This is a genomic window from Streptomyces ureilyticus (assembly GCF_011045025.1).
GTDB lineage: Bacteria > Actinomycetota > Actinomycetes > Streptomycetales > Streptomycetaceae > Streptomyces > Streptomyces ureilyticus.
The window spans coordinates 16,195-41,020 of record NZ_JAAKZX010000001.1; the positions used below are offsets into that span (position 1 = coordinate 16,195).

Genomic DNA, 24,826 nt, shown 5'->3' on the forward strand with positions numbered 1-24,826 from the left:
TCGGGGTCTGCGGCACGTGCCGTTTGAGGGACGGTCAGGGGCGGGTGGCGCCGTAGTAGTCCGCCCCCGGCATGGCAGACGTCAGGGGGGCGAGCGAGACGGTGCGGCCAGTGCGCGGCGCGTGCAAGACGTTCCCATCGCCCGCGTAGATCGCGACGTGATAGATGGCGCTCTGGCCGCCCTTGCTCCAGAACAGCAGGTCGCCCACCTTGAGGTCGCTGCGGGAGACAGCCCGGTCGGAGGTGGCGCCGTACTGCGCGGCCGCCGTCCTGGGCAGCTTCACGTTGGGCCAGTACGCGTACTGAACCAGCGAACTGCAGTCGAAGCCGACGGTGCTGCTCGCGGAGCACTTCCCGTTCAGGTAGCCGTTGGTCCCGTCGCAGAATCCGGTCGAGGGACCGCTCGCGTTGCCGCCGCCCCAGGCGTACGGGGTGCCCATCCGGGTGGCCGCCTTGCGCAGTGCGTCCGCGCCGGAGCCGGAGCCGGAGACTTGGAGCAGGCCCGGGCCCTGGAACCGCTTCATGGACGAGAGGATGATCTGTACGTAGTTGTAGGTCTCGCCCCGCGCGAACGACTTCGGGGGCACGCCGCGGAACTGTTCGACGCGTCCCCATCCGGCGTTGTACCCGGCCAGGGCGAGGGCCTGTACGTCGCCGCCGTATCCGGAGTTCTTTGCCTGCTTGAGCAGGGAGCACATCATGCGGCCCTGCGCCATGACGGCGTCGCCGATGTCCCAGGGCGAGGCCTCGCCGTTGCCGTCAGAGTCACGGCCCCAGGTGGCCCAGGTGCCGGGCATGAACTGCGCTGGGCCCTGCGCGCCGGCGGTGGAGGTGGCCTCCTCCTTGGAGGTCTGGAACTTGGACTCCTGGTAGAGCTGCGCGGCCAGCAGTGCCGGAGTCAGCCCGGGTTGCTTGCACTCCTCGTCGGCTTTGAGGATCCAGGTGCGGAACTCGGCGGGGACGCCGCGCAGTCCGCCGCCGCCGTCGGATATCTCGGTCGCCTCGGCGCCGTCGACTTCGACGAGCACGATCGCCACGAGGGCGAGGATGGCCGCCAGGAGCATGGCGACGGCCGCGATGGCGGCTCCGATGAGCACCTTCACGTGGGCTTCCCCCGTGTCTGTCCTGCCGGTACTGGCCACCCCTGTTGCGGGGCCAAGTCCTTGGTGCAGGGCCTGATTTCGGCGACGCAGCAGGCGTCACTCAGGTGCGATAGGGAATCACGCTACCCTCTGGTTCTGTCAACAAATGGCTACACTCCTAGCCCAAGATCCGTTCAGGCAAATGCAGTCATATCGGGGGGAGTTGCGGCGTGATCACTCAATCTGGGACATCAATTCCGGGCGGCGGTGTAGCTGTTGGGCTCCAGTACGCGCTGATTCCCGTCCACGGCTACGGAATCGCGGTGGCGACGGTCGCCCGAATGCTCGACGCCGACGGCAGCGGCGCGCAGGCGCGTGTCCTGGCCGCCGGGGAGTCCGTGCCGTACGGAGCGTGGCCGGTGCTGCTGGCCGAGACGACCATGTACGGCGCGACGCAGGTCGAGGAGATGCTGCGGCACTGGGGTCCGCTGCCCAAGCCGTGGCTGGTGCTGATCGCGGATGCCCCGGCCCGGCCGGTGGCGGACGCGCGGTATCTGGTGCGCGCGCTGGGCGGGCGGCTGGCGGGGGTGGCGAGCGTGCCGTACCTGCCGGTCCTGCGCGCGGTCAAAGGGCCCGAGGAGGCCCTGGAACACAAGGACGTTCAGGCCGCGGCCCAGAAGCTGCGGCGCACGATGGAGAGGAAATGACCATGATCAGCATGGCCGCCGAGTGGGTCACCCAGGCCGCCCTCATCCCCGACGCGAAACCCACCCCGATCCCGGGCATGGAAGGCACCGTCGGCCAGTTCTTCGGCTACGGCCTGTGGCTGGTCGTCCTCGGCGGGGTCGGCGGGGCGGGCTACGGCGTCTTCAAGCTGGGGGTGTCCGACAAGCGGGGACACGGGGGCAGCGCCAGCGAGCCGTTCAAGTGGATGGGCGGCGGGGCGGCCGCGGTCGTTCTGGCCGGAACCCTGATCGCGATCCTCAACGGCATTGCGGGCGGCTGACGTGGCGGCGCGTACGAGGGGCACGTGGAACAAGGGCACGTGGGCGGTGGGCATCGCGGCCGCGGCCGTGCTGGCGCTGACGGGCTATGCGATGTTCAGCGGCGACGAGGGACCGGACGACGAGCAGGGCAAGGGCGGCTCCAACCCGAGCGCGGCGAGCTCGGCCAGCCCGAGTGCGACCTATCAGGCGCCGGAGGACTGGACCGAGCCGGAACGGTGGGCGGCACTTCCTCGAGGCAAGGAGACCGACAGCCGCGGCAGCGAGGTCGGCTACCCGCACACCACCGAGGGCGCCGCGGCGATGCTGGCGGCCGCCAACACCACCAGCGTCGACACCGACACGTCGACGGTCGACGAGCAGCTGCGCATCTACCACTCGTACGTCTCCCAGAGGGATCAGTCGTCCGAGAACGCGGAGCAGATCGAGCTGCAGGCCCTTCAGACCGACAAGAGCCTGCACAAGCAGATGAGCGTGAGTGCCAGCCAGCCGTTGCCGTCGGGTGCGTACATCCGCAGCAGCGTGGTGGGCTACAAGGTCGTCAAGGAGTCGGCGAGCGAGGTCAGCGTGTGGCTGCTGTCCCGCGTCGTGCAGAAGAACGGTGAGACGGCCAAGGAGAAGAGTTCCTACACCCGGGTGCTGAACGGCGCGGCATGGGAGGGCGGCGACTGGAAGCTGTCCGGGGCGGTCACCCAGCGCGGCATGGAAGCGGCGCAGCAGGAGAGCCAGCCGCCGATGGCCGCCCCCGGTGACGCCGCCTTCAACCGGTCCGGGTGGACCGCGATCCGGGAGGCGTCATGAGGCGGCGGCTGGCGGCCCTACTCCTCGCCCTGGTCGCGGTGTTCGGGGTGTCGGTGTCCGCGCCGCAGCCCGCGGCCGCCGACGGGATCATAGGCAACGGCATCGAGGGGGCGTGTCGGGTCGCCACGGGACCGATCCTCGGCACGATCATCGGAGGCGGGGGCAAGAAGCCGGGGGCGCCCGGCAGCATCAACGGCATGAACCTGTGCGACAAGGTCGGCGATGCGGGCGAGAAGAAGATCAAGGAGGCCTGGAAGAACGTCTGGGACTCCGTCCTGGGCGACGTCGTCAACGCGGCGGCCGACGTCGTGAAGTGGGTCCTGAAGAAGGTCCTGACCGTCGCGCTGCTGGGGCCATCGATGGACCTGGAGGGCACCGGCCTGTGGGGCGGTGAGGCGACCTTGGCGGGCATGCTCGTCTGGCTCGGTCTGGTGATCGCCGCCGCCGGGATGATCTGGCAGCTCGGCAAGATGGCGGTCACCGGGCAGGCCAAGCACTTCGGCAGAGCGATGGTGGGCTGGGTGGAGAACACCCTGCTGTCCGTGCTGGGTGTGAGCATGTTCGCGCTGCTGCTGACGGCCGGGGACGCCATGACCACCGGTCTGGTGGATGCCACCTTCGACGACGACGGCAGGGCGTACGAGCAGATCGTCGCGGTGATGGTGCCGAAGGCCATCTCGAACCCGATCACGCTGCTGTGCATCGTCGCGGTGCTGCTGCTGATCGGCTTCATCCAGCTGGTGCTGATTTTCCTGCGGCAGTCCGCCATTCCCATCATCTGCCTGCTGCTGCCCGTGGCCGGCGGGGGCCGGACGGGCGGCGACGCCACCCGCCAGTGGGCACCCAAGCTGATCACGAGCGGGCTCGTGATCGTGGCCTACAAGCCCATCCTGGCCATCATCATCTGCGTCGGGTTCGCCGAGTTCGGTCACTCCCAGACGCTGGCGGAGTGGCTGCGCGGCTGCGCCACCCTGGTCCTTGCGATCCTTGCGCCCGGCCCGCTCACCAGGATTTTCGCGCCGTTCGGCGCGGCGGTCGGGGGAGGGCTGGCGGCCGGTGGCGCCGGCGCCGCTCTCTCCGCCGCCGCCGGGTACATGGGCGGCGGAAAGGGCGGTGACGGGGGCAGCGGCGGTGCGGAGGAGCCCACCAGCGCCGTGAAGCACGCCCAATACGTCGAGCAGGAGCGGGGCCGTCAGGGAGGCCCGAGCGGCGGGAGTGAGGACGGCAGCGCGGGCGGCGACGCCCAGGCCCAGGCTGCCCGCAACGAGGCGGGCGCCCGGGTACCGGGCCAGGCCGCCGACGGTGAGGCGGCCGGTGGTGCGGCCGGGGCGAACACTGCGGGCGCCGGGGCCAGCGGCGCCCAGGCCGCGGGCGGGGCTGGCACTGCGGGCGCCGCGGGTGCGTCGGGCGCCGGAGCGGCGGCCGGGCCGGTCGGTGTCGGCATTCAGGTCCTGGACGGCGTCAACGACGGCATCCAGGGCGCGGCCGGACAGATCGGGAACGGGGGGAACTCGCAGTGAGTACCCACGAGGTACCCAGAACGCTCATGGTCGAAGGGTTTCGTACCCGCCGGAGCTACGGGTTCGGCGGGCTGTCCAAGTCCGCGACGATGATCGGGGCCGTGATCCTGGTGGCGGACGGCCTCATCGCCGTCCAGGCACCCATCACCCTGCTGTTCACCCTGCCGGTGACGGGCCTTCTGCTGGCGCTGGCCGCCGCCCGCCGTCACGGCATGCCCGCGCTGGCCTACTACTGGGCCAAGGTGTCCTGGCGGCGGGCGGCGAAGGTCGAGGCCACTTCCTACCGGCGGGTGCTGCTGCCGCATCCGTACGCGCTGGACCTGCCGGGCGTGGGCGCCTCCTCCACCCTGATCAAGGCCCATGACCCGACCACGGGCCGGGCGGTGGGCGTGGTCCACGACCGGACCAGTGGCCGTATGACCCTTACGACGCTGCTGGCCCCCGGCGGCAGCCTGATGGCCCCCACCGGCTCCGTGCAGAGCAGTTTGCGTACCTGGTCGTCCGTGCTGGACGCGATGAGCACGGACGAGCAGGTCAAGGGTGCGTCCGTGACGATCCAGATCACCCCGGGGGCGGGGGAGGCGCTCGGCGACGACGTCAAGGTCCGCAAGGACCCGGGCGCACCGAAGCTGGCCCGGCAGATCATCGACGAGCTGGTCCGTACGACGCCGCACGCCACCGCCAGTGTGGCGCCGTGGATGTCGGTGACGGTCGACCCGAACGCGTCGGTGAACCCGCCCACCGACCTCGCCGAGCAGGTCGCGGAGGCGCTCAAGGTGGTCGACTCGCTCGACCTCAGCGGGACGGGCACGGACATCATGCGTCGCGCGACCGACGTTGACGTGCGCCGCCTGGTGCGCAGTGCGTACGACCCGGACACCTTCAACGCCCGCGACCGGGAGTTCGAAGACCTGTCGTGGTCGGAGTGCGGCCCGCAGGCCGCCGACGACGGCTGGGAGGAGTACAGCCATGACGGCGGGGTGTCGCTGTCGTGGGTGCTGCGCGAGATGCCGCGCCGCCCCATCGCCTACAGCGTGCTGCTGCCCCTGCTGGCCCCGGGGCGTTTCCAGCGGCGCATCACCCTCTCCTACCGGGTCCTGGACCCCTACGAGGGGGAGGCGGTGCTGGAGCGGGAGATCAGCAACGCCCACCAGCGGGCGCAGGCCACCGCCGAGGTCAAGGGGCGCGCGAAGTACAGCCAGCGGGCCGACGCCCAGCGGGCCGAGGCGGCCGCCGCCCAGGCGGCCGGAGGCTCCCAGGTCGTCGACTGGACGCTCATGGTGACCGTCACCGCCCGCTCCACCGCCGAGCTGCCCGCCGCGCGCCAGGAGCTGGAGCGTGCGGTGAAGGCGACCCGCGGCATCCGCATGCGCCCCGCCTACGGTGCCCAGGCCGCCACTTTCGCGGCCGGGCTGCCGCTGGGCTACAACCCGCTCGTGAAGGACTGACCCATGGCACGCAAGCCCAAGAAGCCGCCGGCGGTGACCACGCCCAAGCGGGTGACCCGGGTGATCGAGCAGGCCCCCAGCCGGGAGGAGCGCCGGGCCGAGAAGCAGCTGAAGAACCGGTTCGCCCCCCGGCTCGGGTGGCGCGGCCGGTTCGGCGGCCAGGCGCCGGTGGAGGACGCGGGCACCGTCTACACCGGGCCGACCAGCCAGGCGGGCACCGTCTACCCGTTCCTGCTCGGCTCCGGGCTGCCGCCGCGCGGGGTGCCGGTCGGGCGGGACGTGCTCACCGGAGAGCTGGTGTGCATCGACCCCAGCGGCTGGACCGGCAAACTCACGACCAATCCCGGCGTGTGGGTGATGAGCCAGCCCGGGGCGGGCAAGAGCGCGCTGGTCAAGCGGGTGTGCCTGGTGTACTCGTCGTACGGGCACATGGTGTGTGTGCCCGGCGACGTCAAGGGCGAGTACTCCACGCTGATCAGCGAGCTCGGCGGCAGCGTGGTCCGCATCGGGGACGGGATCGGCCGCCTCAACCCGCTGGACTCCGGCCCGCTCAAGGGCCGGGTCCAGTCGCTGCCCGTCGAGAAGAGGCAGGCCCTGCTCGACGTCCTCAACGGCCGCCGCCTGGAGACGCTGGTCGCCCTGCTGTCCACCAAGCACGGACTGGGCCGCAGCCCCGACGAGATCGAACGCAGCGCGCTGGACACCGCCGTCCAAGTCGCCTCCGCAGCCCAGGACTCGGGCAGCGACCCGATCGTGAAGGACGTGATCGACGTCCTGCGGGCCGCGCCGCAGGAGCTGCGCAGCAAGCTGGCCGCCGAGGGTGAGACGTACCAGAACCTGACCCGCTCCGTCGTGGCCGGGCTGGACAACCTGATCGGCGGCCCGCTCAAGGGCCTGTTCGACGGGCCGACGACCACGCCGCTCGACATCAACGCCCCCGCCGTCAGCGTGGACATCTCCGCGCTGCGGGCGCGCGGCAACGATGTGGTGAGCGCCGGGATGATCGCCACGTGGGCCTACACCTACAGCTCGATCGACTCCGCGCGCAGCATCGGGCTGATGGACCGCAAGTTGGTGTTGCCCATGGATGAGATGTGGCGGGCGCTGCGCAGCGGCCCGGGGCTGGTCGACGCGATGGACGCGATCAGCCGACTCAACCGCACCACGGACGACGTGACGATCTATGTGACGCACTCCCTGCTGGATGTCGAAGCGCTGCCGACCGAGATGGACCGTGCCAAAGCCCGGGGTTTGATGGACCGCTGCGACACCTGGGTGATCGGCGCGTCCAGCGAAGAGGAGCTGGGGCGCGTCACCGGCAAGCGCAGCTTGACCGAGCAGGAACGCATGATGATCGGCTCATGGTCGAGCGCGACCTCCACCGGGCTGGACATCGACCCCAGCTACGACGACGAGGCCGAGCAGGCCCCGCCCGTGGACGACGAGAGCGCGAGGCACCCGGGCCGCGGAAAGTATTTGATCAAGATCGGGACGAGGCCGGGCATCGCGGCATCGTTGGAGTTGACCGGGACCGAGCAGCGGCTGTACCGCACGGACACCAACCGGCGCAGGACGACGACCACGGGGGGTGGCAGCCGATGATGACCGAGAACGACCGCGCATGGGCCGCCGGAGGCATCATTTTCGGGGGCGCGGTGACACTGTCCGCCTCCAGCTGGGCCGGAGCGGCCGCTGGCGCGGCACTGAGTGGCGAGGAAGCCGCCCCGGCCTCCCCGGTGACCGTGTACCGCATGGTCACCGACTTCTCGGCGGCGTGGCCGCACTCGCAGACCGCCTCCGTCATCGGCGCACTGCTCGTCGACGCGGCCGTACTCGCCGCCCTGGTCTGGGGCCTGAGGGTGGCATTCCGCTGGTTCCGCAACCCCGACCACCTGGCCACCCTGTACCAGGTGCGCGAGCTCACCCCCAAGCGGGCGGCCGCCACCGCGACCCGGCTGCGCCACTCACTCAAGGACGCCAACCCCAAGGAGATCAAGGCCGCCGACCGGGGCGTGCTGCTCGGCGACCACATGCCCAGCAAGAGGGAACTGCGCGGCTCCGACGAGGACACCTTCGTCGCCATCATGGCGCCACGGGCAGGCAAGTCCACCGCCCTGGCGATCCCCATCGCCGAGGAGGCGCCCGCCGCACTGCTGCTGACGTCCAACAAGCCGGACGTGTACGCGGCGACGTACGCCTCCCGCGGCCGGGTCGGCACCACCTGGGTCCTGGACACCCAGGGCGTGGCGCAGGCCGAGCGGGCCATGTGGTGGGACATTGTCGCCCAGGCCGAAACCCTCGAGGGCGCCGAGCGGCTGGCCGGTCACTTCGTCAACCAGATCAGCTCCGAATCGGCCGATCCGTTCTGGTACCAGGCCGCCCAAGACCTCCTGGTCGGGCTGCTGCGGGCCGCATGGCACGACGGCGCCACCATCCGCGACGTGATGGCCTGGCTCGCCGACCCGCACGAAAAAGCCCCGCTGCAGATCCTCTACACCCACGAACCGGTGCTGGCCGAGCAGGTCGAATCCTCGATCAACATCGCCGAGGAAACACAAAGCGGTATCTACCAGAACGCGCGGGTCGCCGTCTCCGCACTGCGCGACGAGCGGGTACTGGCCTGGGTGACCCCGGACAAGAGTCGCCCCCAGTTCCGGCCCGAGAACTTCGCCCTGAGCCGCGACACCCTGTACCTGCTCAGCAAGAAGGGCGGCCCGTCCAGTGCGGTGGTGGCCGCGCTCGCCGACGCGGTGTTCACCGCCGGCGCCGAGGCGGGCGAGCGGCACGGCGGGCGCCTGCCCGAACCGATGCGTGCCGTACTCGACGAGGCCGCCAACATCTGCCGGATCGGCGACCTGCCCGACCTCTACAGCCATCTCGGCAGCCGCGGCATCACCCCGTACACGATCCTGCAGAGCTACCGGCAGGGCGTGAAGGCGTGGGGAGAGGTCGGCATGGACTCCCTGTGGAGTGCCGCCACCAAGAAGCTCATCGGTGTCGGCCTGGACGACCCGAAGTTCGTCACCGACATCGCCACCCTGGTCGGACAGCACCGGGTGAGCTACGGCTCGTACTCCAAGAGCAAAGAGGGCTACTCCCACAGCGTCAGCCAGCAACGCGAACAGATCATGGACCCTGCCGACATCCGCGCCATGAGCAAGGGCACCGCCCTGCTGCTGGCCACCGGCGTGCCCGTGGCCCAGATCAAGCTGCGCCCCTGGTACGAGGAGCGGGACATGGCCCACATCGGGCCGGAGATGAGCGCCGAGGAACAGGCCATCACCAAACGGGCCGTCGCGGAGTGGGAAGCGCGGAAGGCAGCCCGCGGTGGCCGGTAGCACCCCCGGCGAGGAGCCGGAGCTCACCGTACCGGTGACCATGTTCGAGGACGTCGAGGACCTCAAGGCCAAAATCGCCAGGCTGACGGCCCAGATGGAGGCCCTGACCCACGGCGCCGCCGCAGGCCCTGACGAAGCGTCCGCCGATACCGAAGCGGGTCCCGGGGATGCTGCCGGGAGCGCCGAGGGAGGCGAGGAAGAGGAATGGCAGTACCCGCCGTTCATTCTCTTGCTCGATCCGCCGCTCTACGACGACGAGTTGCGCGCCCTGATCGAATGGGTGGAGGGCGTCCTGGTGCCCGGCTACTTGGCCGAGCCGTCCGCCGATGCCCACTGGTGCCACCTGTGGTTCGAGCACGCCGTCGCCGTCGCCCGGCTGCACGCGCTATGGCTGGCCTGGCAGGAACTCACCGACCCTGTCAGCTGCGGCTACACCGGCCCCAGCGTCTGGCACCGGGACCATCTCGACCCCTGCATGAGGGAGCTGCGCGCCTCTCAAGGCCCCTTCCGGGGCTGCACCAAGAACGAGCACCAGATCCAACACCGCCTGCCCGGCAGGGTGCCCAGCGCGTGGCGCCAGGATTCACCCCCAGAGTGAAAGAGGCGCCCGCACCAGCAATGACTTAGGCCCCGCCTTGGGGGCGGGGCCTAATACGGGCGCCGGGGACCACCTCTGTCGCTTGGGCGGGTAGCGATCGTGCCGGGCCTGTCGCGATGCCTTGGCCGAGCGGAGACGGCCGGAAGCTACCGGCGGTCCGGCTTTGCGATGAACGGTGCCGCGAGCTTGCGCAGCACCTTGCCGATGGCCAAGATCCTCATGACCCCTATGTTCTGGGGTAGCGGCACCATGCGAGCCGTCCCTCCTGGTCGGTGAACATCCAAGAGGGGATTCTTCCCCGGTCAAGATCGAAGGACACGTGCCGCGACGACCGTGACCGGAACCCGCGCCCTCGGTGCTTCGTGGTGCCATCCAAGCGAGGTGGTGTGGTGGCCGGAGCCCCGCTGGGGGAGCCCGGGAACTGACGTCGGGGCGGGGCTCCACCACCACCAGACGCTGTGCTTTACGTCACACTGGCAAGATTTATTGACGTTTTTGGGCCGTGCCGCGCCTGAAGAGTGAAGGTGTCGCTCAACTGGTGTTGGAGGACTTGATGATCCCGTCGAAGCAGCTTCTGCCGACGATCACCCCGCCGGGGATATACAGGCAGCTCGTGCAGCTGATCACGGTCGGCACGGAGCTCGATGAGCCGACGGCGGAAAGGCTTGCGGACAGCCTGCTGTTCCGGTTGGGGCTCTACGGCCCTACCCCTGAGAAGGTGGACGATTGGTGTACGGCGATGTTCTTCGCGGCCTACCCGGAGGGCAGCGGCTGGGTGCAGTGCAGCAAGGAGCCAGGGCACATCCGGCGCGGCGACCCGCTGCACAAGGCCTGGCGCGGGCGGTCTTGGAGCGATGACCACCGTCAGGCCGTGGCCGCTGTCGACCAGGAGAGCTGACGTGGCGGCGGCCGGAGCAGCCTGCTCTGGTCGCCGCACCAGACCCTGCTCTTAAGTGACACGACCGATTGGTTGGGACTCAACCCGCCGGAGCGTGGGACGTGATCTCCACGAACGGCACGTTGCCGCAGATAACAGGGTTCCGTCGGTGCTCCTCACGCCGCTTCGGCGACCTCAACGGGCGTCCGCACAAGGTGGGCCAGGTACGCCCGGTGAGTTCTCCGATGGTGAAGCCGACCTGCATGTCGATCTGCCATTCCAGCTCAGCGGTTTGTGCTGCCAGCCGTTACTGCCTCGGCGCGCTGGTGGCGGCCTGTGCCTCTCCGGCGATGGCGACGGCGTCGATCACCAGCGGATGGGTCAGGTGCTGGGCCACCCGTACGAGGTGCTGGCGCTCGTCATGGGGCTCCACGTCCGTACCCGGGAGCCGGGGAAGGCGGATCTGCGGCGGGAGGGTCGTCGGGTTGTCGGTCCGGTCCTGGGCCGCGCGGAGCAGCGTGGCCGCGGCTTGAGCCGCCGTCAGGTCCCAGCCGGCGCCCAGGTCGTCACCGTCCTCCCCCCATACCGTGACCAGCCGATTGACGGCCAGCGACGGCATGGGGCTCCACCAGGGGCTGAGCCGCCCCATGCCGTCGCTGACCTCCGCCATCATGTCGTTGAGGTCGAGTTGGGTACCGAAGCCCGTCCATGACCACCTGGGTGCCAGAACCACCGTGGGGTCCCCTTTGTCGTCGTCCTCGATGACGAGGTCGTGCAGGGGCTGGAGTGCGCGCAGGTCCCGGCGCTCTGCTCGGCGCGAGCGCAACGCCTGGGAGGCCAGGGCGATGTTGGCGGCGATGCAGCTGGCGATGGTGGCCAGCCACGCGCTCTCGGCCAGGCCGTCGAGGCGTCGGGGGCCGGTGGCCGAGCCGATCAAGGCGGCCGCGGTGAGGGCGACGTTCACCAAATCCCAGCCCAGGGCCAGGGCGAACCAGCCGAGCGCCTTCCTAAGGTTCTCGACGAGGTCGGGTCGGCCGGGGATCGACAGGGAGCGGCACGCGCGCACGGTGACCACGACGGTGACGATCAGCGCGGTCCAGTAGATGAGGTGGAGAGCGACGACCTCGGGTACGTGCGCGTAGGCGGCGGCGAACTTCAGCGGGGCCGCCGGGCCCAGGTCGGCGTGGAAATACAGCACGGTCATGGCGGTGATGGCGCCCCCGTACACGGGACCCCAGCGCCAGGCCGTGCGGTGCAGGACGGCCGGATCCCTCTGCTCGGGCTGCCACAGCTGGCTCAGCGCGTGGGCGTGGGCCACGCACACCAGCGTGGCCACCGGGACGAGGAGCGCGCCGATGTTCGGCGAGCGCAGCACCGTGCCGACGATCCGGTACACGACCGGTGTGGCGAGCAGGAAGATCAGTCCGGCGAAGACGAGCACCGAGGCGGTGAGGGTCTGCGTCCACTCCCGCTGGTCGCGGGCCGCCCGGGCTTTGACCGTGCCGAGCCCCAGCGTCGCCGCTGCGATGATCAGGTTGACGACCGTGATGATCCCGGTCGTCATATGGGGCGGTGGTTGGCGAACCCGGCTATCAGGGAGCTGGTGCGCTTGCTGGTGGCGTCCAGGTCGAGCAGCGGCAGGACGACCCGCGCGGTCGCCTCACAGGTGCGCTCTTCCGCGTTCGGGTAGCCCGCGCGCAGCATCGCGCGCCCGGTCAGGATCTCCTTTTGGACCCGGTCCGGCAGGACCGCCATCTGCTCCTTGAGGGACTGCAGGGTGACGCCGTCGAAGTGGCTGTGCACCGTGAGGCTGCCCGCGGCGGTGGGGCCGCCGCCCTTGCGCGAGGGGAGCAGGTGGCGGACCTCGTGCAGGATGACGTGCGCGGTGTGGCGGCGGCTGAGCCGGTCGCTGAGGCCGATGTAGTCGTCATCCTTGCCCAGCACCGCAATGCCGCTCACCGTGGGCGGCAGGAAGGACAGCGGGACGGGTTCGACCTCGCGGCCACGCAGTCTCCTGACGGCGTCCAGGACGTCTGAGATGCTCGCTCCCGGCCGCAGGCCGAGGTCATCGTGGAACCAGCTCAGTGCATCGCGCTTTTCGCGGGCCCAGGAGCGTTTGTCGCGTACGGCCGTGCCGACACGGGAGGTGGCCTCGGTGATGCGTGCGAGGCCGGCGCGGTATGGGGGTGTAGCGCCGGTGGCGTTCATGGGGCTGGTCAGTCCTCCCGCCGCTGGTCGGTGCCTTCATGGTCGGGCGGTGCCGCCGTGCTGGTCAACGACGCTTGGTCGGGCGCCCGGAAGTGATGGTTGTGCATCGGCCGTCTACGCTCCCCGTTTCCCCTGAGGTGACTGGCTGTGCATGTTGATCTGCGGAGAGAGAGGCTATCAGTCCGCCTTGATCGCACCGGCGTCGGCGGGCCGGGCGGAGGGCTGTGGCGGGCGCCCGCAGCGGGCGCCCGCCACAGCCCCTCTACACCGCGGCGGGCGCTGCGGCCCGGGGCTTGAGCTGCCCCCACAGCGCGGCATCGGAGTTGGGGGAGTAGGAGCTGATCGGCAGGGACTCCGGGGCGCCGGTCCGGTCCAGGTCGAAGTGATCGAGGAACGCGCCGAGCGCCGTTGTGGCCATCATGCGGGCCAGCGGGGCGCCCATGCAGTAGTGGACCCCGTGGCCGAAGGCCAGGTGCCGCGCGAGGACGCTGCGGGACGGGTCGAAGACGTCGGCGTCCGGGCCGAACGACTGCGTGTCCCGACCGGTCGCCGCCACACAGATGACCACTGCCTCGCCCTTTCGCACCGTGACGTCCGTGCCGGGCACGACCACGTCGCGGGCGGCGTAGCGGAACATGATGGTGTTGATCGGCCCGTTCCAGCGCAGAACCTCCTCCACCACATCCTCGATCGGGACCGCGCCGGCGCGCACCCGGGCCTGCTGGGTGGGGTGGTCCGCCAAGGCCTTGAGGCAGTTGACGATCAGGTCCTGGGTCGTCGACTGCCCCGCGAAGAGGAACAGCATCAGGGTGTACGTCAGCAGCTCGTCGTCGAGGGTGGCGTCCTCGCCGTCGGTCGCGGCGATGAGGGCGGAGGTCAGGTCGTCCGCCGGGGTCCGGCGCTTGGCGTCGATCAGGGCGGTGATGGTGTCCACAACGCCTTGCTTGCCCGCGATGGCCTCCTCGGCGGTGCTGCTGCTGGCGTGCATGGCCGTGTAGTTCCGGGTGAGGGTCTCGCCGCTGCTGGGGTCCAGGCCGAAAAGGTGGCAGATGATCTGCATGGGCAGTTCGAAGGCGAACGAACGGCGCAGCTCGACGAACCCGCCCGGCGCGGCCTTCGCCAGGTCGGCGATCAGCGCCTGGACGATCTCGTCGATGCGCGGACGCAGCTTCTCGACCCGGCGGGCGGTGAACGCCGCGCTGACCAGGCCCCGCAGTGTGCGGTGCCGGGCGCCGTCGGCGTTCAGCATGCCGGGCAGGGTGATGAACTCCCTGATTCCCCAGTCGCCGGGCACCTTGCCGTCCTTGAGGTCTGCCCAGTGCTCCGGGTCCTTCCGGAAGCTGTCGCGGTCTCCCAAAATCGCCTCGGCGACATCGCGGTTCCCGGTGGCCCACACGCGGAGCCCGACATCGAGGAGCGCCGGTACGAGGGGGCCCCGCGCGTTCAGGCGGCGCGCGTCGCCGTGGACGTCGGTGGCGTTCGGGTCGAGATAGAAGGGGTCCGGGTGGGTGGTGAGCGTCGTCATCAGCGGTCTCCCGTCGGGGCGAAGATGGTGGCGCGCGCACGGGCCCGGGCCGCGTCGAAGGAGACGTCCAGCCGGGCGGGGATACGCACGATGATCGAGGGGCTCCACTGCGTGGGCTGCTCGGGGCGGGTCAGGTGGAGGTCGTCCAGGCGGGCCCACAGGCGGCCGACGCCGCCCTCGACGAGGGCGGCGGCCAGGGACTGGGCCGGGCACTCGTGGGCGCCCAGTCCATACGAGAGATGACTGCCGTTGCCTGCGATGTTCGCGGCGCGGGCGCCGTCGCTGCCGAAGCGTGGGTCGAGGTTGGCGGCGGCCAGGCTGACGACGCACAGATCGCCGCGGCGGATGCTCGCGCCCATGAGGTCCACGTCGGCGGTCGCGACGCGGCCGATGACCTGCTGCACCGGAGTGTGATCCCACAGCACCTCGGCCACGACGCCGGGGATGTCCCGGAGCATGCCGTTCAGATCGCTCCGGGTGTCCTCCACCCTGGCCAGCAGCTCGCACGCGTTGGCGGTCCACGCGGTGGTGGAGCCGATGCCCGCGTTGATGGACAGCCACACGGTCTCGGTCGTCTCCTGCACCGTCAGGCCCGCCTCCAGCAGGCCCGTGACGATGTCCGCCCGGGGTTCGCGCAGGCGGCGGTTCACGTGAGCGCCGATGACCTCGATGAGTTCCGCGTTCGCGGCGAGCGCGCCCTCCCCGCCGTTCAGCAGGGTCAGGATCACCCGCTGGAGCCGCTCGGCCTCTCCCGGCGGGAAACCGAAGAGCTCGGTCAGTACGGCCACCGGGAGGGGGACCGCGTACTGGCCGACGAGGTCGGCCCGGCCCTCGTCCACGAACGCGTCGATGAGCTGGTCGGCGGCCCGGGTGATGGCCGCGTCCCGCCGACCGGGTCCGACCTTGCGCAGGCTGGCCCTAAATGCGTCGCGCAGCCGCACGTGCTCGTCGCCCTGGGCGAAGAGCATGTTCTCCATCGGCGTGACGTGCGGCTCCAGCGCCCAGTCCTGCGGCAGCTTGCTCCGCTCGATATTCCACTGGCCCAGGTTCCGGGTGAAGTGGAGACCGTTCCTGAGTACGTGGCTGCATGCGTCGTAGCCGGTGACGAGCCAGGCCGGCACGTCTCCATCGAGGTGCACCCGTACGACGGGGCCGTGCGCGCGCAGTCCTGCGTAGAACTCGGCCGGTTCGTCGAGCATCTGCGTACTGGACAAGGGCACGGCGGGGCTGCCGTGCTGGACCGGGCAGCCGCCGGGCTGTAACGACGGGCTGCTGTCAGACGGCTGAGCAGGAGGTGAGGTCATCGCACCGGATTCCGTGTCGCCGGGAAGAAGGAGAGGACGGGCGGAGGCTCGCGCGCGTCGCGCGCGATGGGTGGTCGTGATCCTGGGGCACCAGCCGTCATGCTGTCAACAAATGGCTACACTCCTGGTCGCAGGCGACACAGCCCCGATACGCTGCGAGCGCACATCCATCTGCCATGGCCCACGGAGACCTTCAGGTGAACGATTCCTTTGGTGAGGTGACCGCGGCCGACATCGCGCAGCTCCTGCGCGACATCGACAAAGCCGCCTGGCGTCTCGGCTATGCGCGGGACGAGGTCCTCGACCTCAAGGAGGTCTCCCGGGCGGCCGGTATCAAGCCCGACCGCGTGCGCGAACTGCTCGACGGCGACGAGCCGCAGCAGCCGCCCCGCACGAAGAAGGAGCGGGAGGCCTTCTACCGGCAGCTGGTCGGCCAGCGCCTGGACCTCCTGCGCAGTGGTGACAGCTACCGCACGATCGGTGACGAGGTCGACCTGACCCACTCGCTGATCGGAGACCTCGTCAACGGCGAGCGTAGTGCGCGCCCCGAATACAGCCACCCCCTGGAGACCCGCTACGAGGTCGATCACGGGTTCCTGTCGAAGCCGGAGGGCCGAGCCCTCGCCGACCACCTGGCGAAGGTCAAGGAGGGCCTGCTGGCAGGTGCGCTGCTGGAGGGGCTGCAGGAGCTCGGCGGCGGGCAGCAGGTGGCCCTGCGTCACGCGGGCAAGGAGCCTCCCACGATGGAGGAGCTCGTGGAGGCCATGGACGCCCTGGTGGCCCGCACCGCCATCCAGCGCCGTCGCAAGGGAACGGCCGCTCCTGACGACGCAGACCGCAGCTAGCGGAGGCCACTCCGGCCGCCCGCTGTAGTCATATGTTGACAGTGTGGATGGTGTTACACCAGGATCCACGTGTGGCTACCCCGTCGACGCGGCGGGAGGCCCAGCACGCCATGGGCCGCCCCCGTTTACCCGAGGACGGCCGCTGCAACTGCTGTTCATCTACTGCCCGTTCGGGTACGGCGCCGCAGCGATCCCGCTGACGGCGTGAGCACGACCGGCTTCTGTTGGCGCAGAAAACGGTCGACCGGCTCGGGCATCCGGCCGGGTCCTCGCGGCCCGGTTCAACAACTCCATAACCGCGTGATGGCCGCCCCTGTTGGCGCAGGGAACGGCCACCACCGACGACTCGATACGAGTCGTACGCACCACCAGACATCCGACTCAACAAACCCTGGGGTGCTCTAGCAGGCGTGTTACCGCACGCCTGCACAGCAGGATAGGCGCACCCGTTTCTGCCGCGAAGCAGGAGCGGGCACCGCCGCCCTGCGCCGGGGGCCCCAGCAGGAGTGCACATGACGCAATCTCGTCTCCTCCGGTCGTCCGTAGCCGGTCTGGTCGGTCTCGCTGCCCTGGGCAGCGGACTCGTCATGGCGGGGCCCGCTCAGGCCGAGGCACCGGCACGGGCCGCCGCCTGCAAGACGATCAAGATCACAGGGGGGAAGGTCGCCGTCCGTATGCCGGACCGAGGCGACACCGTGGCCGACTCGAACGACCGTGTCACCCGCTATGTCTACAGGGGCGACAAACTCAGGTCGTGCGTCATCGCCATCGGCCGTGGCCAGACGTACACGAAGTGCGGCCGGACCGGATACGACTGGTACATCGTACGTGGCGGGCAGGTGCCGCTCACCTGCGCCAAGCGAGTCTGAGCTCTGCGGCCGCGGGCCGTCGAGCCTGGAGATGCACCCGAGTCACCATGCGAGGAACGACGCGCGGGTGGGACAGGGAGCAGACGGTACGGCGCGTGATGGCCTGAAAATCGCTGGCCAGAGCGACGTCCTCCGACTGCCGGACGCAGAACCTACAGAGCCGCCCCCCTGCGGATCTGGCGCTCGCGCCACCCACGGTGGCCGCCCCCGTCCCTACGCCGCCTGCACGTTCTGACTCCCCGGCCAGGGGTTCCCCCCTTTCTGGCCGGGGCTGGCCGAGGGGAGCCGTGGCAGCGGCTCCACCCCACGGCCGAACCGACCGAGGGAGAGCCGTGGCAGCGGCTCCACCGCGCGTTCCACGCCCGCGACCTCGGCCCTGCGGGGTGCCGCCCCCTTAGCGGCACCCCGCACCCCTAAGCCCCGAGCGCGCTGGGCCCTGCCCGGACGACAAACCACCACCCGGGCCCAACCGCCGCTCGGCCCACCGCCCCGCCTACCTGTGCCCGTGCCGCGGCCGCCGATTGCCCCCACCCGCCGCCTGAGAGGCCTTCGTGATCACGTCCACGTCGCCGTCCTGGTCCGCTGCCCGCCTCGACTACGCCCTCGCAACCAGCCGCGCCCAAGGGCGTGCGGCGCTCGGCCTGTACCTGCCGGTCGGCTATCCCACGCGTACGGCCAGCCTGGACGCGCTGCACCTGATGGCCCAGGCCGCCGATGTGCTGGAGCTGGGCATCCCGCACACCGAGCCGGTCCTGGACGGTCCGGAGATTCAGCATGCCGTCGCGCAGGCCCTGGACGCGGGCTTCCGGATGCACGACCTGTTCACCGCCGCGACGGAGCTCACCGCCTCCACCACCGCCGCCCTGCTGGTCATGTCGTACTGGGCCCCGATCGAGCAGTACTCGGCGATGGCCTTCGCGCATCAACTCGCGGCCGCCGGCGGGGCGGGCGTCCTCATCCCCGACCTCCCCGACAGCGCGGCCGCGACCTGGCAGAAAGCGGCCCGTGCGGCGGGCCTGCACACCGTGCCCCTGATCCCGACGCACGCCCCGGATGCGCGCCTGGCCGCGATCGGCACCTCTTCCAGCGGCATGGTCTACGCCCCCGCCAGCCCCGGCCGCACCGGTGCCCGGCGTCCGCTCAACCGGTACCTGCCACGCCTGGTCCGCCGTGTGCGGGACGCGACCGGCCTGCCCGTCGCGGTCGGAAGCGGCATCAGCACCCCCGAACAGGCCGCCGAGGTGTCCACGTACGCCGACGCCGTGGTGGTCGGCTCCGCCGTGATCCGCCGCATGTACGCCCAGGCCGCAGCCCCCGCGGCCGCCGCTGCCGCCGTCGCCGCGGACTTCGCCGACGGCGTACGCCGCGCCCACAGACCAGTGGCCTGACTCACAGGTCACTTCACCCCCACAGCACACCGTTCCACAGGAAGGAACCCCATGAGAACGCGCTCCATGGCCCGCGTCGGCGGCATCGCCATAGCGGCCCTCGGTCTCACCCTCACGGCCAGCGTCGGCACCGCCAGCGCTGCGGCAAAGCCGAACACCGTCGACTACTTCTCATCGGGCGGGAAGAAGCGGGCCATGCTCGTCTTCCAGCCGCGTGACTCCGCGCGAGACGACGAGCGGCTCGTCGTCGACGACCTCAGCAGCGACAACCACTACGTCTGGACCGAGGTCTACGACGTCACAGCGCAGAGGAAGAAGGGCGAGTGTGCGACTAGCTCGTTCAAGTCCTGCGCGTTCGCCATCCCAGAGGGACACAAGGTCCGGATCAACGTCTACCGGCTCAACAGCAACAACAGTGACTTCATGGGTGAGGTCCTCACCAGGAGCGGCAAGTTGCCCAAGGCGTAGCTCGCACGACACGCACAAGATCCGCGCCTGCCTGGTGAAGCGGAACGTTGGCGCCGCCGCAGTGCAGCGCCAAGAAGGATTGGTACGTCGACTGATGCGAAAAACAATGATGACAGCCGCCCGAATGGTGGCTGCGGGAGTTGCTGCGACCGCGCTGATGGCCACTTCCGTGGCAGTCGCCGAAGCCCAGACGTCCCGTGCCGCGGCTGCCGGCGGGTGGAAGTGTGCGGGCACGAAGGTGTCGCGGTGCATCGAGGGGAGGGGCGCGAACAAGTTGCGGGTGAACTTCGTCAACAAGACCAACCGCAAGGTCACGGCGGAGTTCGGTGTGACCTGCGCCTCGAATTCGGGCCAGCGGGTCTACTCCTTGAAGCGGAACCTCAAGGCGCGGGGCGGGTACCTCTCGCAGACGATCACCTGCCCCGGAGGGTTCCAGGACTGGGTCCATGGGTGGCAGATGTCATCCGGCAAGGTCTACCGCACCCCGTTTATCAACATCTGACCGGCACTCAGAGGACGGCCGTACGGGCCGCCTGAGACCAAGCGCCGCCGGGCGGGCCCTTGAGAGCCGCCCGGCGGCGCACGTGCCACCCCCGAAGGAGCAATGCCCATGCTCAACTCCGCATGGATCAGGCTGGCCACGGGCCAGTTCGTACGGGCGGACCGCATCCTGTCCGTCCGTACGGAGCGCGCCGAGGGACCCCCACAGGGCCGGTGGGCCGACACGGGAATCGTCAGGATCATGATCTGTCTCGACTTCACCGAGGCGGACACGGAGGACGGCATCAGTCCGCCCTGGTGGCAAGAGGCCGCCGTGTGCCACCGAGAGCGCAGCGACTTCCTGCTCGCGAACCTCCTGAACCTCATGGCGGCGGTCGCCGAGACCTCAGGCGTCCGGTTCATCTACCCAGTTCTGAGCGACGGCCGAGTCCACCGCTGGATCGCCGGAGTCACCCTCCCGCCGGGCGAGGAGGCGGCCGTCACCGGCCTCCCCGCGGTCCCGCACGAGGAGGCGGCCCGCGTCTAGGCCGCCCATCCCCCCACCAGCACACCGTTCCAGGAGGAGGAACACCCCTCATGTACCCACTCGCCACCGGGCGGCTGCGCAAGCTGACCGTGCTCGCCATCAGCGTGACCACGGCGATCACTCTGACGGCATGCAGTGCAGACTCGAACGACAGCGCCGACCCTGCCAGCGCGGACAAGGCCAGCGCGTCCGCGTCCCCGAAGGGTGCCGTAACGGTCAAGCAAGCGGAATCCATCCTGGATCGTTACGAAGTGACGAACAGTAAGGCAAACAAGACTCAGGACGGGAAGCTCCTGGGAACGGTAGAGGCGGGCCAGGTCCATGAGCAGTCCTTGGCCGACTACAAGCAGCTCCCGACCTGGCCGAAGGACGAGCAGGCGGACTACGAAAAGCCCTTCACCTACACGTCCCGTCAGTACCTGATCCCGGCCTCCGGTCAGAGCTGGTTCGCGGTCAAGGCGAAGTCCAGCGGCACCAAGGACGCGGCGATCCACGCCACTCGCACGCCCGACTTCTACGGCACCCGCACCCGCGGGGGCGGCAGCAGGGAAGAGGCGGCCGACGACGCGGACACCGGGGCCGACACGGGCGAGGACGGTGAGGCGCCCTCCGGGAAGAAGGAGAAGGAGGACCGCAACTACGTCAAGGCCATGTGCAAGTGCACCCCGGCCGCCGTCATCAGGGTCTCCCCGAAGACCCTGAGCAGCCGCAACATCATGTGCGGCGACTGCATGGAGAACTTCGCCCTGGAGGAGTCCGACTGACAATGGTCAGTCTGGCCAGATAACCCGCGGGCCCCGGCGGTCCCCTCCCAGAGGGGGAGCCGGGGCCCGCGCCGTAGGTCACCGCACCGCCGTAGGGGCATCAGGTCCCCGGCACCCACGCGAGAGGGGGTGCCCGGACCTGCCGCCCGCCGGAGTGATCTTTGTGCTCAGACGGATGGCCCTCGGCGGCGGCTTTGGTCAGGACCGGGACGGCGTAGGTGCGGCGGCTGGTCCGCCGCTCCGGGAGCGGCGGACCGGTCCTTGCCCGAAGGTGGGGGCTTGCGGACCGTGGTCGACCGGGAGCGAGCCGCAGCGCTCGACGGACGGCTCGCGGGGCCGCTGCCCGACGGCGGCTTCGGAGCCGACGGAGAGCCTGCGGCCCGAAGCCGGGTCTCGAGGTTCGCGCGGAGCGTGTCCTCGGCCTGCCGGTCGGCGGGCGCCAGACCTCGGCGGCGTTCCAGCTCGGCCGCTAGGTGCATGGCGTCGATGCGGGAACGGTTCACCGCAGCGGCAAGGGCGGCGTCCGGGACCAGCGGCAGAGGCATCGAGCCCGCCGAGTCGATCGGCCCGGACACCAGGATCTGGAGGAGCGGGCGCACCGCGGCGTACTCACGCCGGGCGGGGCTCTGAGGGTCCGGATCCATGGCGGCAACGACGTCCGCGTCTGCGGCCACCTGGTTCAGCACCGGAACGGTGGCGGCGTTGATCTCGCCGCGTACCGCGAACTCCACGACGATCTCCCGATGCCGGGCCAGCCATCCGGCGACCTCATCGGCCGGAAGCGGCCGCGCCCGGATGGCCTGCAAGGCTTCGACGCCGGCGGGCTCACGGCCCCAGCTGCCGTCGGTGCGGCGCTCGTTCACGTACAGGTCGGCGCCGCTCCGGTCGGTGAGGGTGAGGCGGTGCACGGCCGGACTGGCCTCGGCGGCCGCGATGGTCTCCGGCATCATCCGATAGGAACCGTCATGCGCCGTGGGCGGCGTCCACCGTTCCGCCTCCAGGTAGCGGTGCAGGCTGTCCAGACGGCTTCGCTCGGCGCGCACGCCCAGCGCGACGACTTCGACCGTGTAGGCGACGTCGTCGAGCCCGGCGAACTCTTCAGCGGTCGCCACGGTCACCGCGGGGTTCCGGAAGACGCCCTCCAGGATCAGGCTGTAGCCGTGATCCCGGGCGTAGTCGATGCTCATCCGTACCCAGGCGCCGGAGGCCTGCGCGGTGGCGTTGGGGAAGAGCAGCGGATGCTCTTCGAGCAGTTCTTCGTACTGCGGGTGGAACTGGCGCAGCTCGTCACCGGTCAGCGGGACCAGTTGACGATCGGCGTGACGCTGCTCGGCGGCCGCCATCGCCTGGCTCTTGCCTGCTGCGGGTTGCCCGCCCAACAGGACCAGGGCGGGTGTGTCCTGCGGGGCATAGCCGGAGAACACGAAGTCCCGGACACGTTCCTCGAAGCGGTCGCGCAGCTGCTTCCCGGTGAGGAAATAGTCGCTCGCCTCAGCCACGGGACTCCTGAAGTTCCGTCAGGGCCGCCTGCCACTGCTGGATGTGCGCGATGAGCTGGGCGCGGTCGTGAGCCGGAACGGCCCGCTTGGCGTCGCGCAGCGCCAGCACCTTCTGCCACCACTCCTCGCGCTCCTCGGGGCTGGATGCGGTGTCGGCCAACCGCGTGTAGCGGCCGGAGAGCTTGGTGGCCGTCTCGGCGAACGTGTCGTACACCGAGGCGGTCGGCACGTTCGCATAGGGATCTATGGGGTCCGGGGTCTGCACAGGGAATCTCCTTGGTCGTGCCTCAGTGGGGGCGTGTGCGGTGGACCTCGAAGGCCTTCGCCGACGAGGTCCACCAATGATCAGTTTGGCCGAACGTCCCGGCGACCCGTAATGGCGGCGGGCGGCTGCTCGACCACGGTGTCGCGCCGGTCGTCCCAGCGCGCGCAGTGCGAGGTGGTCCGACCGTCGGCCAGCCACCGGACGGTGATCTGCCACGACGGCCAGGTCCCCAACGGGCGGCTCCGCTCGATGTCGAGCACCTCGTAGGCGTCGCCGTGCGCGCCGACGCGGTAGCGGCCGCCGACCCGGCGCGGCCCGACCTGGAGGTTCACGAACTCCTCGTGGGTCAGCTCGTAGCCCTCCTCGTGGTCGCCCAGCGACTCGGCGGCGGTCTCGCAGCCGCACTCGGTACAGCCGCCGAAGCGCTGCGGGCTGACGGTCCCGCAGGTGGCGCAGGTCACCAGCGGCTGCCCGCAGTCGTGGCAGGCGTCGTAGTGCGGCGGGTTGCTCGCGCCGCAGGTACAGGTGGACGCACGACGCTCGCGCAGCGCGGCCGCGACGTCTTCCTCATATGTGCCCATGGGACTCCTTCTCGTACGGACCGGGGCGGTTCCCCGGCTCCTGCGGTGAATGGTCTTTCTGGCCAGATAAAAAGCCGTTCAGACGGCGCGGAGGGGTCACCAGGGCTCGATGTTGTAGTCGGTCTCAGGTTCCGGCTCCGGGTCCAGGACTCGGTCGACGGCGCCGGCGGCGGCGGCGAGTTCCTCGGCCACGGGATCGCGGTCGTAATCGCTGATCCGGCGGGCCGCCTGCGCCGCACTGCGCTCGTACTTCTCGTCGTCGCTCTCCTCGGCCGGGTCCTCATCGATGACGACGTCCCTGTCGACGGGGCGTGCGTCGTTCTCCTCCGGGGCGCTCACGCGAAGACCTCCACCAGTCGGACCGTCACTGCTTCCTCGTGCAGCCGCTGCCGCCGGAGGTAGTGGTTCCAGGTGCGGTTGTCGCAACGCTGCGGGATGCCGTCGCCCGGGTCGAAGTCGACCAGGCAGTCGGAGTTCACGTCGCGGGTGAGGACGGCGGCCAGGGCGTCGGCGTCGTACATCGGCTCCTCGCCCACGTGGACGCGCTGCCGGTCGACCCGGGCGCGGGCAACGGCGCTGCGCACCTCCAGGGCGAGCGGCGAGAGCGCGGCCCACTCCAGCAGCACGTCGCCGTGGCACGGCTGAACGCCGGGCGGGCACGGGCAGGCCAGGTCCATGCCGCGCAGCTCCGGCAGCCGGGCCAGGATCTTCTCCCGGCGCCGGTCGCCCTCGGTGGAGGTCCAGTAGGCGCGACCACCTCGGAGCCAGTGGCGGAACTCGGCGACGGCGGTCTGCCGGGCCTCCGGCTCCTTGTAGCCGATGTCCACGAGGTGCGCGACGGTGAACGGGTTGCCGAAGTCGGAGGTACGGTCCACGATCATGCACCGCTCGGGCTTGCGCCAACCGCGGTCTCGGCGGCGCTGGATACGGGTGCAGGTACGCATAGGATGCGGTCCTTTCTTGCTGGTCACAGGGCGGTCGGCCGCGCGTGGATCGGGATGTGGACTTCCCCGCCCCCGCAGTCGAAGTCGGACCACTGGTGTTCGGGGTCGAGCCTCCATCCGTTGTCCGTCGCAGCGCGTACGGCCTCGCGGATCGCCTCGGACTTGCTGGCGTAGGAGTCCCCGAGAGCCACGGACGCGAGCGGCAGCTCAAAGTCCGAGGTGTAGGTGTCCACCGAGGCCAGCCATCCCCCGCACTCCAGGATCAAGAGGTGCGTCGCCACCAGCCCGACGCGGGCGGCGAGTTCGAGGTAGCGGGCGTGATCGGTCTGCATCACCAGCCCTTCGTACTCCGGGAAGTACGCGGCGAGGTCTCGGTGTGCGGTCTGGTCGCCTTCCTGCGCCTTCCGCAGTACGGCGACGGCATCCGCGATCCGCTCGGGGGAAAGAACGTCGTTGGGCACGGGGGCTCCTG

Annotated in this window: 27 protein-coding genes; 16 read left to right on the forward strand and 11 right to left on the reverse strand. The window is 70.2% G+C overall.

Going from position 1 to position 24,826, the window contains the following annotated elements; all coding sequences use genetic code 11:
• Positions 1 to 34: 34 nt before the first annotated feature.
• A complete protein-coding gene (locus G6048_RS00095) occupies positions 35 to 1,102 on the reverse strand; it encodes a C40 family peptidase (RefSeq protein ID WP_165337306.1) in 1,068 nt (355 codons plus the stop codon).
• Between the two features lie 209 nt (positions 1,103 to 1,311).
• On the opposite strand from G6048_RS00095, the gene G6048_RS00100 reads away from it, so the two are divergent.
• The 9 genes from G6048_RS00100 to G6048_RS00140 all read left to right on the forward strand — a co-directional run bounded on the left by G6048_RS00100 (position 1,312) and on the right by G6048_RS00140 (position 10,688).
• A complete protein-coding gene (locus tag G6048_RS00100) occupies positions 1,312 to 1,788 on the forward strand; it encodes a hypothetical protein (protein ID WP_165337307.1) in 477 nt (158 codons plus the stop codon).
• Positions 1,785 to 2,087, forward strand: coding sequence for a hypothetical protein (locus tag G6048_RS00105; RefSeq protein WP_235989387.1), 303 nt, complete (start codon positions 1,785 to 1,787; stop codon positions 2,085 to 2,087). The genes G6048_RS00100 and G6048_RS00105 overlap by 4 nt, the downstream gene beginning before the upstream one ends.
• A gap of 1 nt (position 2,088) precedes the next feature.
• The gene (locus G6048_RS00110) at positions 2,089 to 2,886 is read left to right on the forward strand and encodes a hypothetical protein (RefSeq protein WP_165337308.1); all 798 of its coding nucleotides are present in this window, start codon (positions 2,089 to 2,091) and stop codon (positions 2,884 to 2,886) included.
• Positions 2,883 to 4,406 carry a hypothetical protein gene (locus G6048_RS00115; RefSeq protein WP_165337309.1) on the forward strand — a complete coding sequence of 508 codons (1,524 nt, stop codon included), beginning with the start codon at positions 2,883 to 2,885 and terminating at the stop codon, positions 4,404 to 4,406. The genes G6048_RS00110 and G6048_RS00115 overlap by 4 nt, the downstream gene beginning before the upstream one ends.
• On the forward strand, positions 4,403 to 5,854 hold the full coding sequence (locus G6048_RS00120) for an SCO6880 family protein (RefSeq protein ID WP_328825638.1): 1,452 nt from the start codon (positions 4,403 to 4,405) through the stop codon (positions 5,852 to 5,854). The genes G6048_RS00115 and G6048_RS00120 overlap by 4 nt, the downstream gene beginning before the upstream one ends.
• A gap of 3 nt (positions 5,855 to 5,857) precedes the next feature.
• The gene (locus G6048_RS00125) at positions 5,858 to 7,456 is read left to right on the forward strand and encodes an ATP-binding protein (RefSeq protein ID WP_165337310.1); all 1,599 of its coding nucleotides are present in this window, start codon (positions 5,858 to 5,860) and stop codon (positions 7,454 to 7,456) included.
• The gene (locus G6048_RS00130) at positions 7,453 to 9,192 is read left to right on the forward strand and encodes a type IV secretory system conjugative DNA transfer family protein (protein ID WP_165337311.1); all 1,740 of its coding nucleotides are present in this window, start codon (positions 7,453 to 7,455) and stop codon (positions 9,190 to 9,192) included. The genes G6048_RS00125 and G6048_RS00130 overlap by 4 nt, the downstream gene beginning before the upstream one ends.
• Positions 9,182 to 9,790, forward strand: a complete 609-nt coding sequence (locus tag G6048_RS00135; RefSeq protein WP_328825639.1) for a DUF4913 domain-containing protein — start codon at positions 9,182 to 9,184, stop codon at positions 9,788 to 9,790. The genes G6048_RS00130 and G6048_RS00135 overlap by 11 nt, the downstream gene beginning before the upstream one ends.
• A gap of 553 nt (positions 9,791 to 10,343) precedes the next feature.
• Positions 10,344 to 10,688, forward strand: coding sequence for a hypothetical protein (locus G6048_RS00140; protein WP_165337312.1), 345 nt, complete (start codon positions 10,344 to 10,346; stop codon positions 10,686 to 10,688).
• Between the two features lie 286 nt (positions 10,689 to 10,974).
• Here the strand turns inward: G6048_RS00140 and G6048_RS00145 are convergent, their stop codons facing one another.
• The 4 genes from G6048_RS00145 to G6048_RS00160 form a co-directional block, all read right to left on the reverse strand.
• Complete coding sequence (locus tag G6048_RS00145; RefSeq protein ID WP_165337313.1) at positions 10,975 to 12,231, reverse strand: hypothetical protein; 1,257 nt, start codon at positions 12,229 to 12,231, stop codon at positions 10,975 to 10,977.
• On the reverse strand, positions 12,228 to 12,875 hold the full coding sequence (locus G6048_RS00150; RefSeq protein ID WP_165337314.1) for a hypothetical protein: 648 nt from the start codon (positions 12,873 to 12,875) through the stop codon (positions 12,228 to 12,230). Before G6048_RS00150 ends, G6048_RS00145 begins: the two co-directional genes overlap by 4 nt.
• A gap of 262 nt (positions 12,876 to 13,137) precedes the next feature.
• Positions 13,138 to 14,400, reverse strand: a complete 1,263-nt coding sequence (locus G6048_RS00155) for a cytochrome P450 (protein ID WP_165337315.1) — start codon at positions 14,398 to 14,400, stop codon at positions 13,138 to 13,140.
• Positions 14,400 to 15,599 carry a cytochrome P450 gene (locus G6048_RS00160; RefSeq protein ID WP_165337316.1) on the reverse strand — a complete coding sequence of 400 codons (1,200 nt, stop codon included), beginning with the start codon at positions 15,597 to 15,599 and terminating at the stop codon, positions 14,400 to 14,402. Before G6048_RS00160 ends, G6048_RS00155 begins: the two co-directional genes overlap by 1 nt.
• Positions 15,600 to 15,901: 302 nt before the next feature.
• Here G6048_RS00160 and G6048_RS00165 point away from each other — a divergent pair, with 302 nt between their 5' ends.
• The 7 genes from G6048_RS00165 (at position 15,902) to G6048_RS00195 (ending at position 21,065) form a co-directional block, all read left to right on the forward strand.
• Complete coding sequence (locus tag G6048_RS00165; protein ID WP_165337317.1) at positions 15,902 to 16,549, forward strand: hypothetical protein; 648 nt, start codon at positions 15,902 to 15,904, stop codon at positions 16,547 to 16,549.
• A gap of 512 nt (positions 16,550 to 17,061) precedes the next feature.
• On the forward strand, positions 17,062 to 17,418 hold the full coding sequence (locus tag G6048_RS00170; protein WP_165337318.1) for a hypothetical protein: 357 nt from the start codon (positions 17,062 to 17,064) through the stop codon (positions 17,416 to 17,418).
• Positions 17,419 to 17,969: 551 nt separating this feature from the next.
• On the forward strand, positions 17,970 to 18,806 hold the full coding sequence (gene trpA / locus G6048_RS00175) for a tryptophan synthase subunit alpha (RefSeq protein ID WP_165337319.1): 837 nt from the start codon (positions 17,970 to 17,972) through the stop codon (positions 18,804 to 18,806).
• Between the two features lie 51 nt (positions 18,807 to 18,857).
• The gene (locus tag G6048_RS00180) at positions 18,858 to 19,274 is read left to right on the forward strand and encodes a hypothetical protein (RefSeq protein ID WP_165337320.1); all 417 of its coding nucleotides are present in this window, start codon (positions 18,858 to 18,860) and stop codon (positions 19,272 to 19,274) included.
• Positions 19,275 to 19,431: 157 nt separating this feature from the next.
• Positions 19,432 to 19,776 carry a hypothetical protein gene (locus G6048_RS00185; protein WP_165337321.1) on the forward strand — a complete coding sequence of 115 codons (345 nt, stop codon included), beginning with the start codon at positions 19,432 to 19,434 and terminating at the stop codon, positions 19,774 to 19,776.
• Positions 19,777 to 19,884: 108 nt separating this feature from the next.
• Positions 19,885 to 20,301, forward strand: coding sequence for a hypothetical protein (locus G6048_RS00190; RefSeq protein ID WP_165337322.1), 417 nt, complete (start codon positions 19,885 to 19,887; stop codon positions 20,299 to 20,301).
• A gap of 50 nt (positions 20,302 to 20,351) precedes the next feature.
• Positions 20,352 to 21,065 carry a hypothetical protein gene (locus tag G6048_RS00195; RefSeq protein WP_165337323.1) on the forward strand — a complete coding sequence of 238 codons (714 nt, stop codon included), beginning with the start codon at positions 20,352 to 20,354 and terminating at the stop codon, positions 21,063 to 21,065.
• Positions 21,066 to 21,232: 167 nt separating this feature from the next.
• Here the strand turns inward: G6048_RS00195 and G6048_RS00200 are convergent, their stop codons facing one another.
• From G6048_RS00200 to G6048_RS00225, 6 genes are all read right to left on the reverse strand, one after another.
• Entirely contained in the window at positions 21,233 to 22,564 is a 1,332-nt protein-coding gene (locus G6048_RS00200; protein ID WP_165337324.1) for a zeta toxin family protein, read from the reverse strand.
• Positions 22,557 to 22,829 (reverse strand): hypothetical protein, encoded by a 273-nt coding sequence (locus tag G6048_RS00205; RefSeq protein ID WP_165337325.1) that lies wholly within the window; start codon positions 22,827 to 22,829, stop codon positions 22,557 to 22,559. Before G6048_RS00205 ends, G6048_RS00200 begins: the two co-directional genes overlap by 8 nt.
• Positions 22,830 to 22,909: 80 nt before the next feature.
• On the reverse strand, positions 22,910 to 23,410 hold the full coding sequence (locus G6048_RS00210; RefSeq protein WP_165337326.1) for a zinc ribbon domain-containing protein: 501 nt from the start codon (positions 23,408 to 23,410) through the stop codon (positions 22,910 to 22,912).
• Positions 23,411 to 23,506: 96 nt separating this feature from the next.
• Positions 23,507 to 23,749 (reverse strand): hypothetical protein, encoded by a 243-nt coding sequence (locus tag G6048_RS00215; protein WP_165337327.1) that lies wholly within the window; start codon positions 23,747 to 23,749, stop codon positions 23,507 to 23,509.
• Positions 23,746 to 24,354 (reverse strand): DUF4326 domain-containing protein, encoded by a 609-nt coding sequence (locus G6048_RS00220; RefSeq protein ID WP_165337328.1) that lies wholly within the window; start codon positions 24,352 to 24,354, stop codon positions 23,746 to 23,748. Before G6048_RS00220 ends, G6048_RS00215 begins: the two co-directional genes overlap by 4 nt.
• Before the next feature lie 23 nt (positions 24,355 to 24,377).
• Entirely contained in the window at positions 24,378 to 24,815 is a 438-nt protein-coding gene (locus G6048_RS00225; protein WP_165337329.1) for a hypothetical protein, read from the reverse strand.
• Positions 24,816 to 24,826: the final 11 nt, after the last annotated feature.

Coding starts and splice junctions, on each gene's coding strand:
- G6048_RS00195 (WP_165337323.1), top strand. CDS start 20,352: ATGTACCCACTCGCCACCGGGCGGCTGCGCAAGCTGACCGTGCTCGCC.
- G6048_RS00140 (WP_165337312.1), top strand. CDS start 10,344: ATGATCCCGTCGAAGCAGCTTCTGCCGACGATCACCCCGCCGGGGATA.
- G6048_RS00185 (WP_165337321.1), top strand. CDS start 19,432: ATGGCCACTTCCGTGGCAGTCGCCGAAGCCCAGACGTCCCGTGCCGCG.
- G6048_RS00170 (WP_165337318.1), top strand. CDS start 17,062: ATGACGCAATCTCGTCTCCTCCGGTCGTCCGTAGCCGGTCTGGTCGGT.
- G6048_RS00105 (WP_235989387.1), top strand. CDS start 1,785: ATGACCATGATCAGCATGGCCGCCGAGTGGGTCACCCAGGCCGCCCTC.
- G6048_RS00155 (WP_165337315.1), bottom strand. CDS start 14,400: ATGACGACGCTCACCACCCACCCGGACCCCTTCTATCTCGACCCGAAC.
- G6048_RS00115 (WP_165337309.1), top strand. CDS start 2,883: ATGAGGCGGCGGCTGGCGGCCCTACTCCTCGCCCTGGTCGCGGTGTTC.
- G6048_RS00160 (WP_165337316.1), bottom strand. CDS start 15,599: ATGCTCGACGAACCGGCCGAGTTCTACGCAGGACTGCGCGCGCACGGC.
- G6048_RS00210 (WP_165337326.1), bottom strand. CDS start 23,410: ATGGGCACATATGAGGAAGACGTCGCGGCCGCGCTGCGCGAGCGTCGT.
- G6048_RS00145 (WP_165337313.1), bottom strand. CDS start 12,231: ATGACGACCGGGATCATCACGGTCGTCAACCTGATCATCGCAGCGGCG.
- G6048_RS00190 (WP_165337322.1), top strand. CDS start 19,885: ATGCTCAACTCCGCATGGATCAGGCTGGCCACGGGCCAGTTCGTACGG.
- G6048_RS00130 (WP_165337311.1), top strand. CDS start 7,453: ATGATGACCGAGAACGACCGCGCATGGGCCGCCGGAGGCATCATTTTC.
- G6048_RS00220 (WP_165337328.1), bottom strand. CDS start 24,354: ATGCGTACCTGCACCCGTATCCAGCGCCGCCGAGACCGCGGTTGGCGC.
- G6048_RS00180 (WP_165337320.1), top strand. CDS start 18,858: ATGAGAACGCGCTCCATGGCCCGCGTCGGCGGCATCGCCATAGCGGCC.
- G6048_RS00150 (WP_165337314.1), bottom strand. CDS start 12,875: ATGAACGCCACCGGCGCTACACCCCCATACCGCGCCGGCCTCGCACGC.
- G6048_RS00125 (WP_165337310.1), top strand. CDS start 5,858: ATGGCACGCAAGCCCAAGAAGCCGCCGGCGGTGACCACGCCCAAGCGG.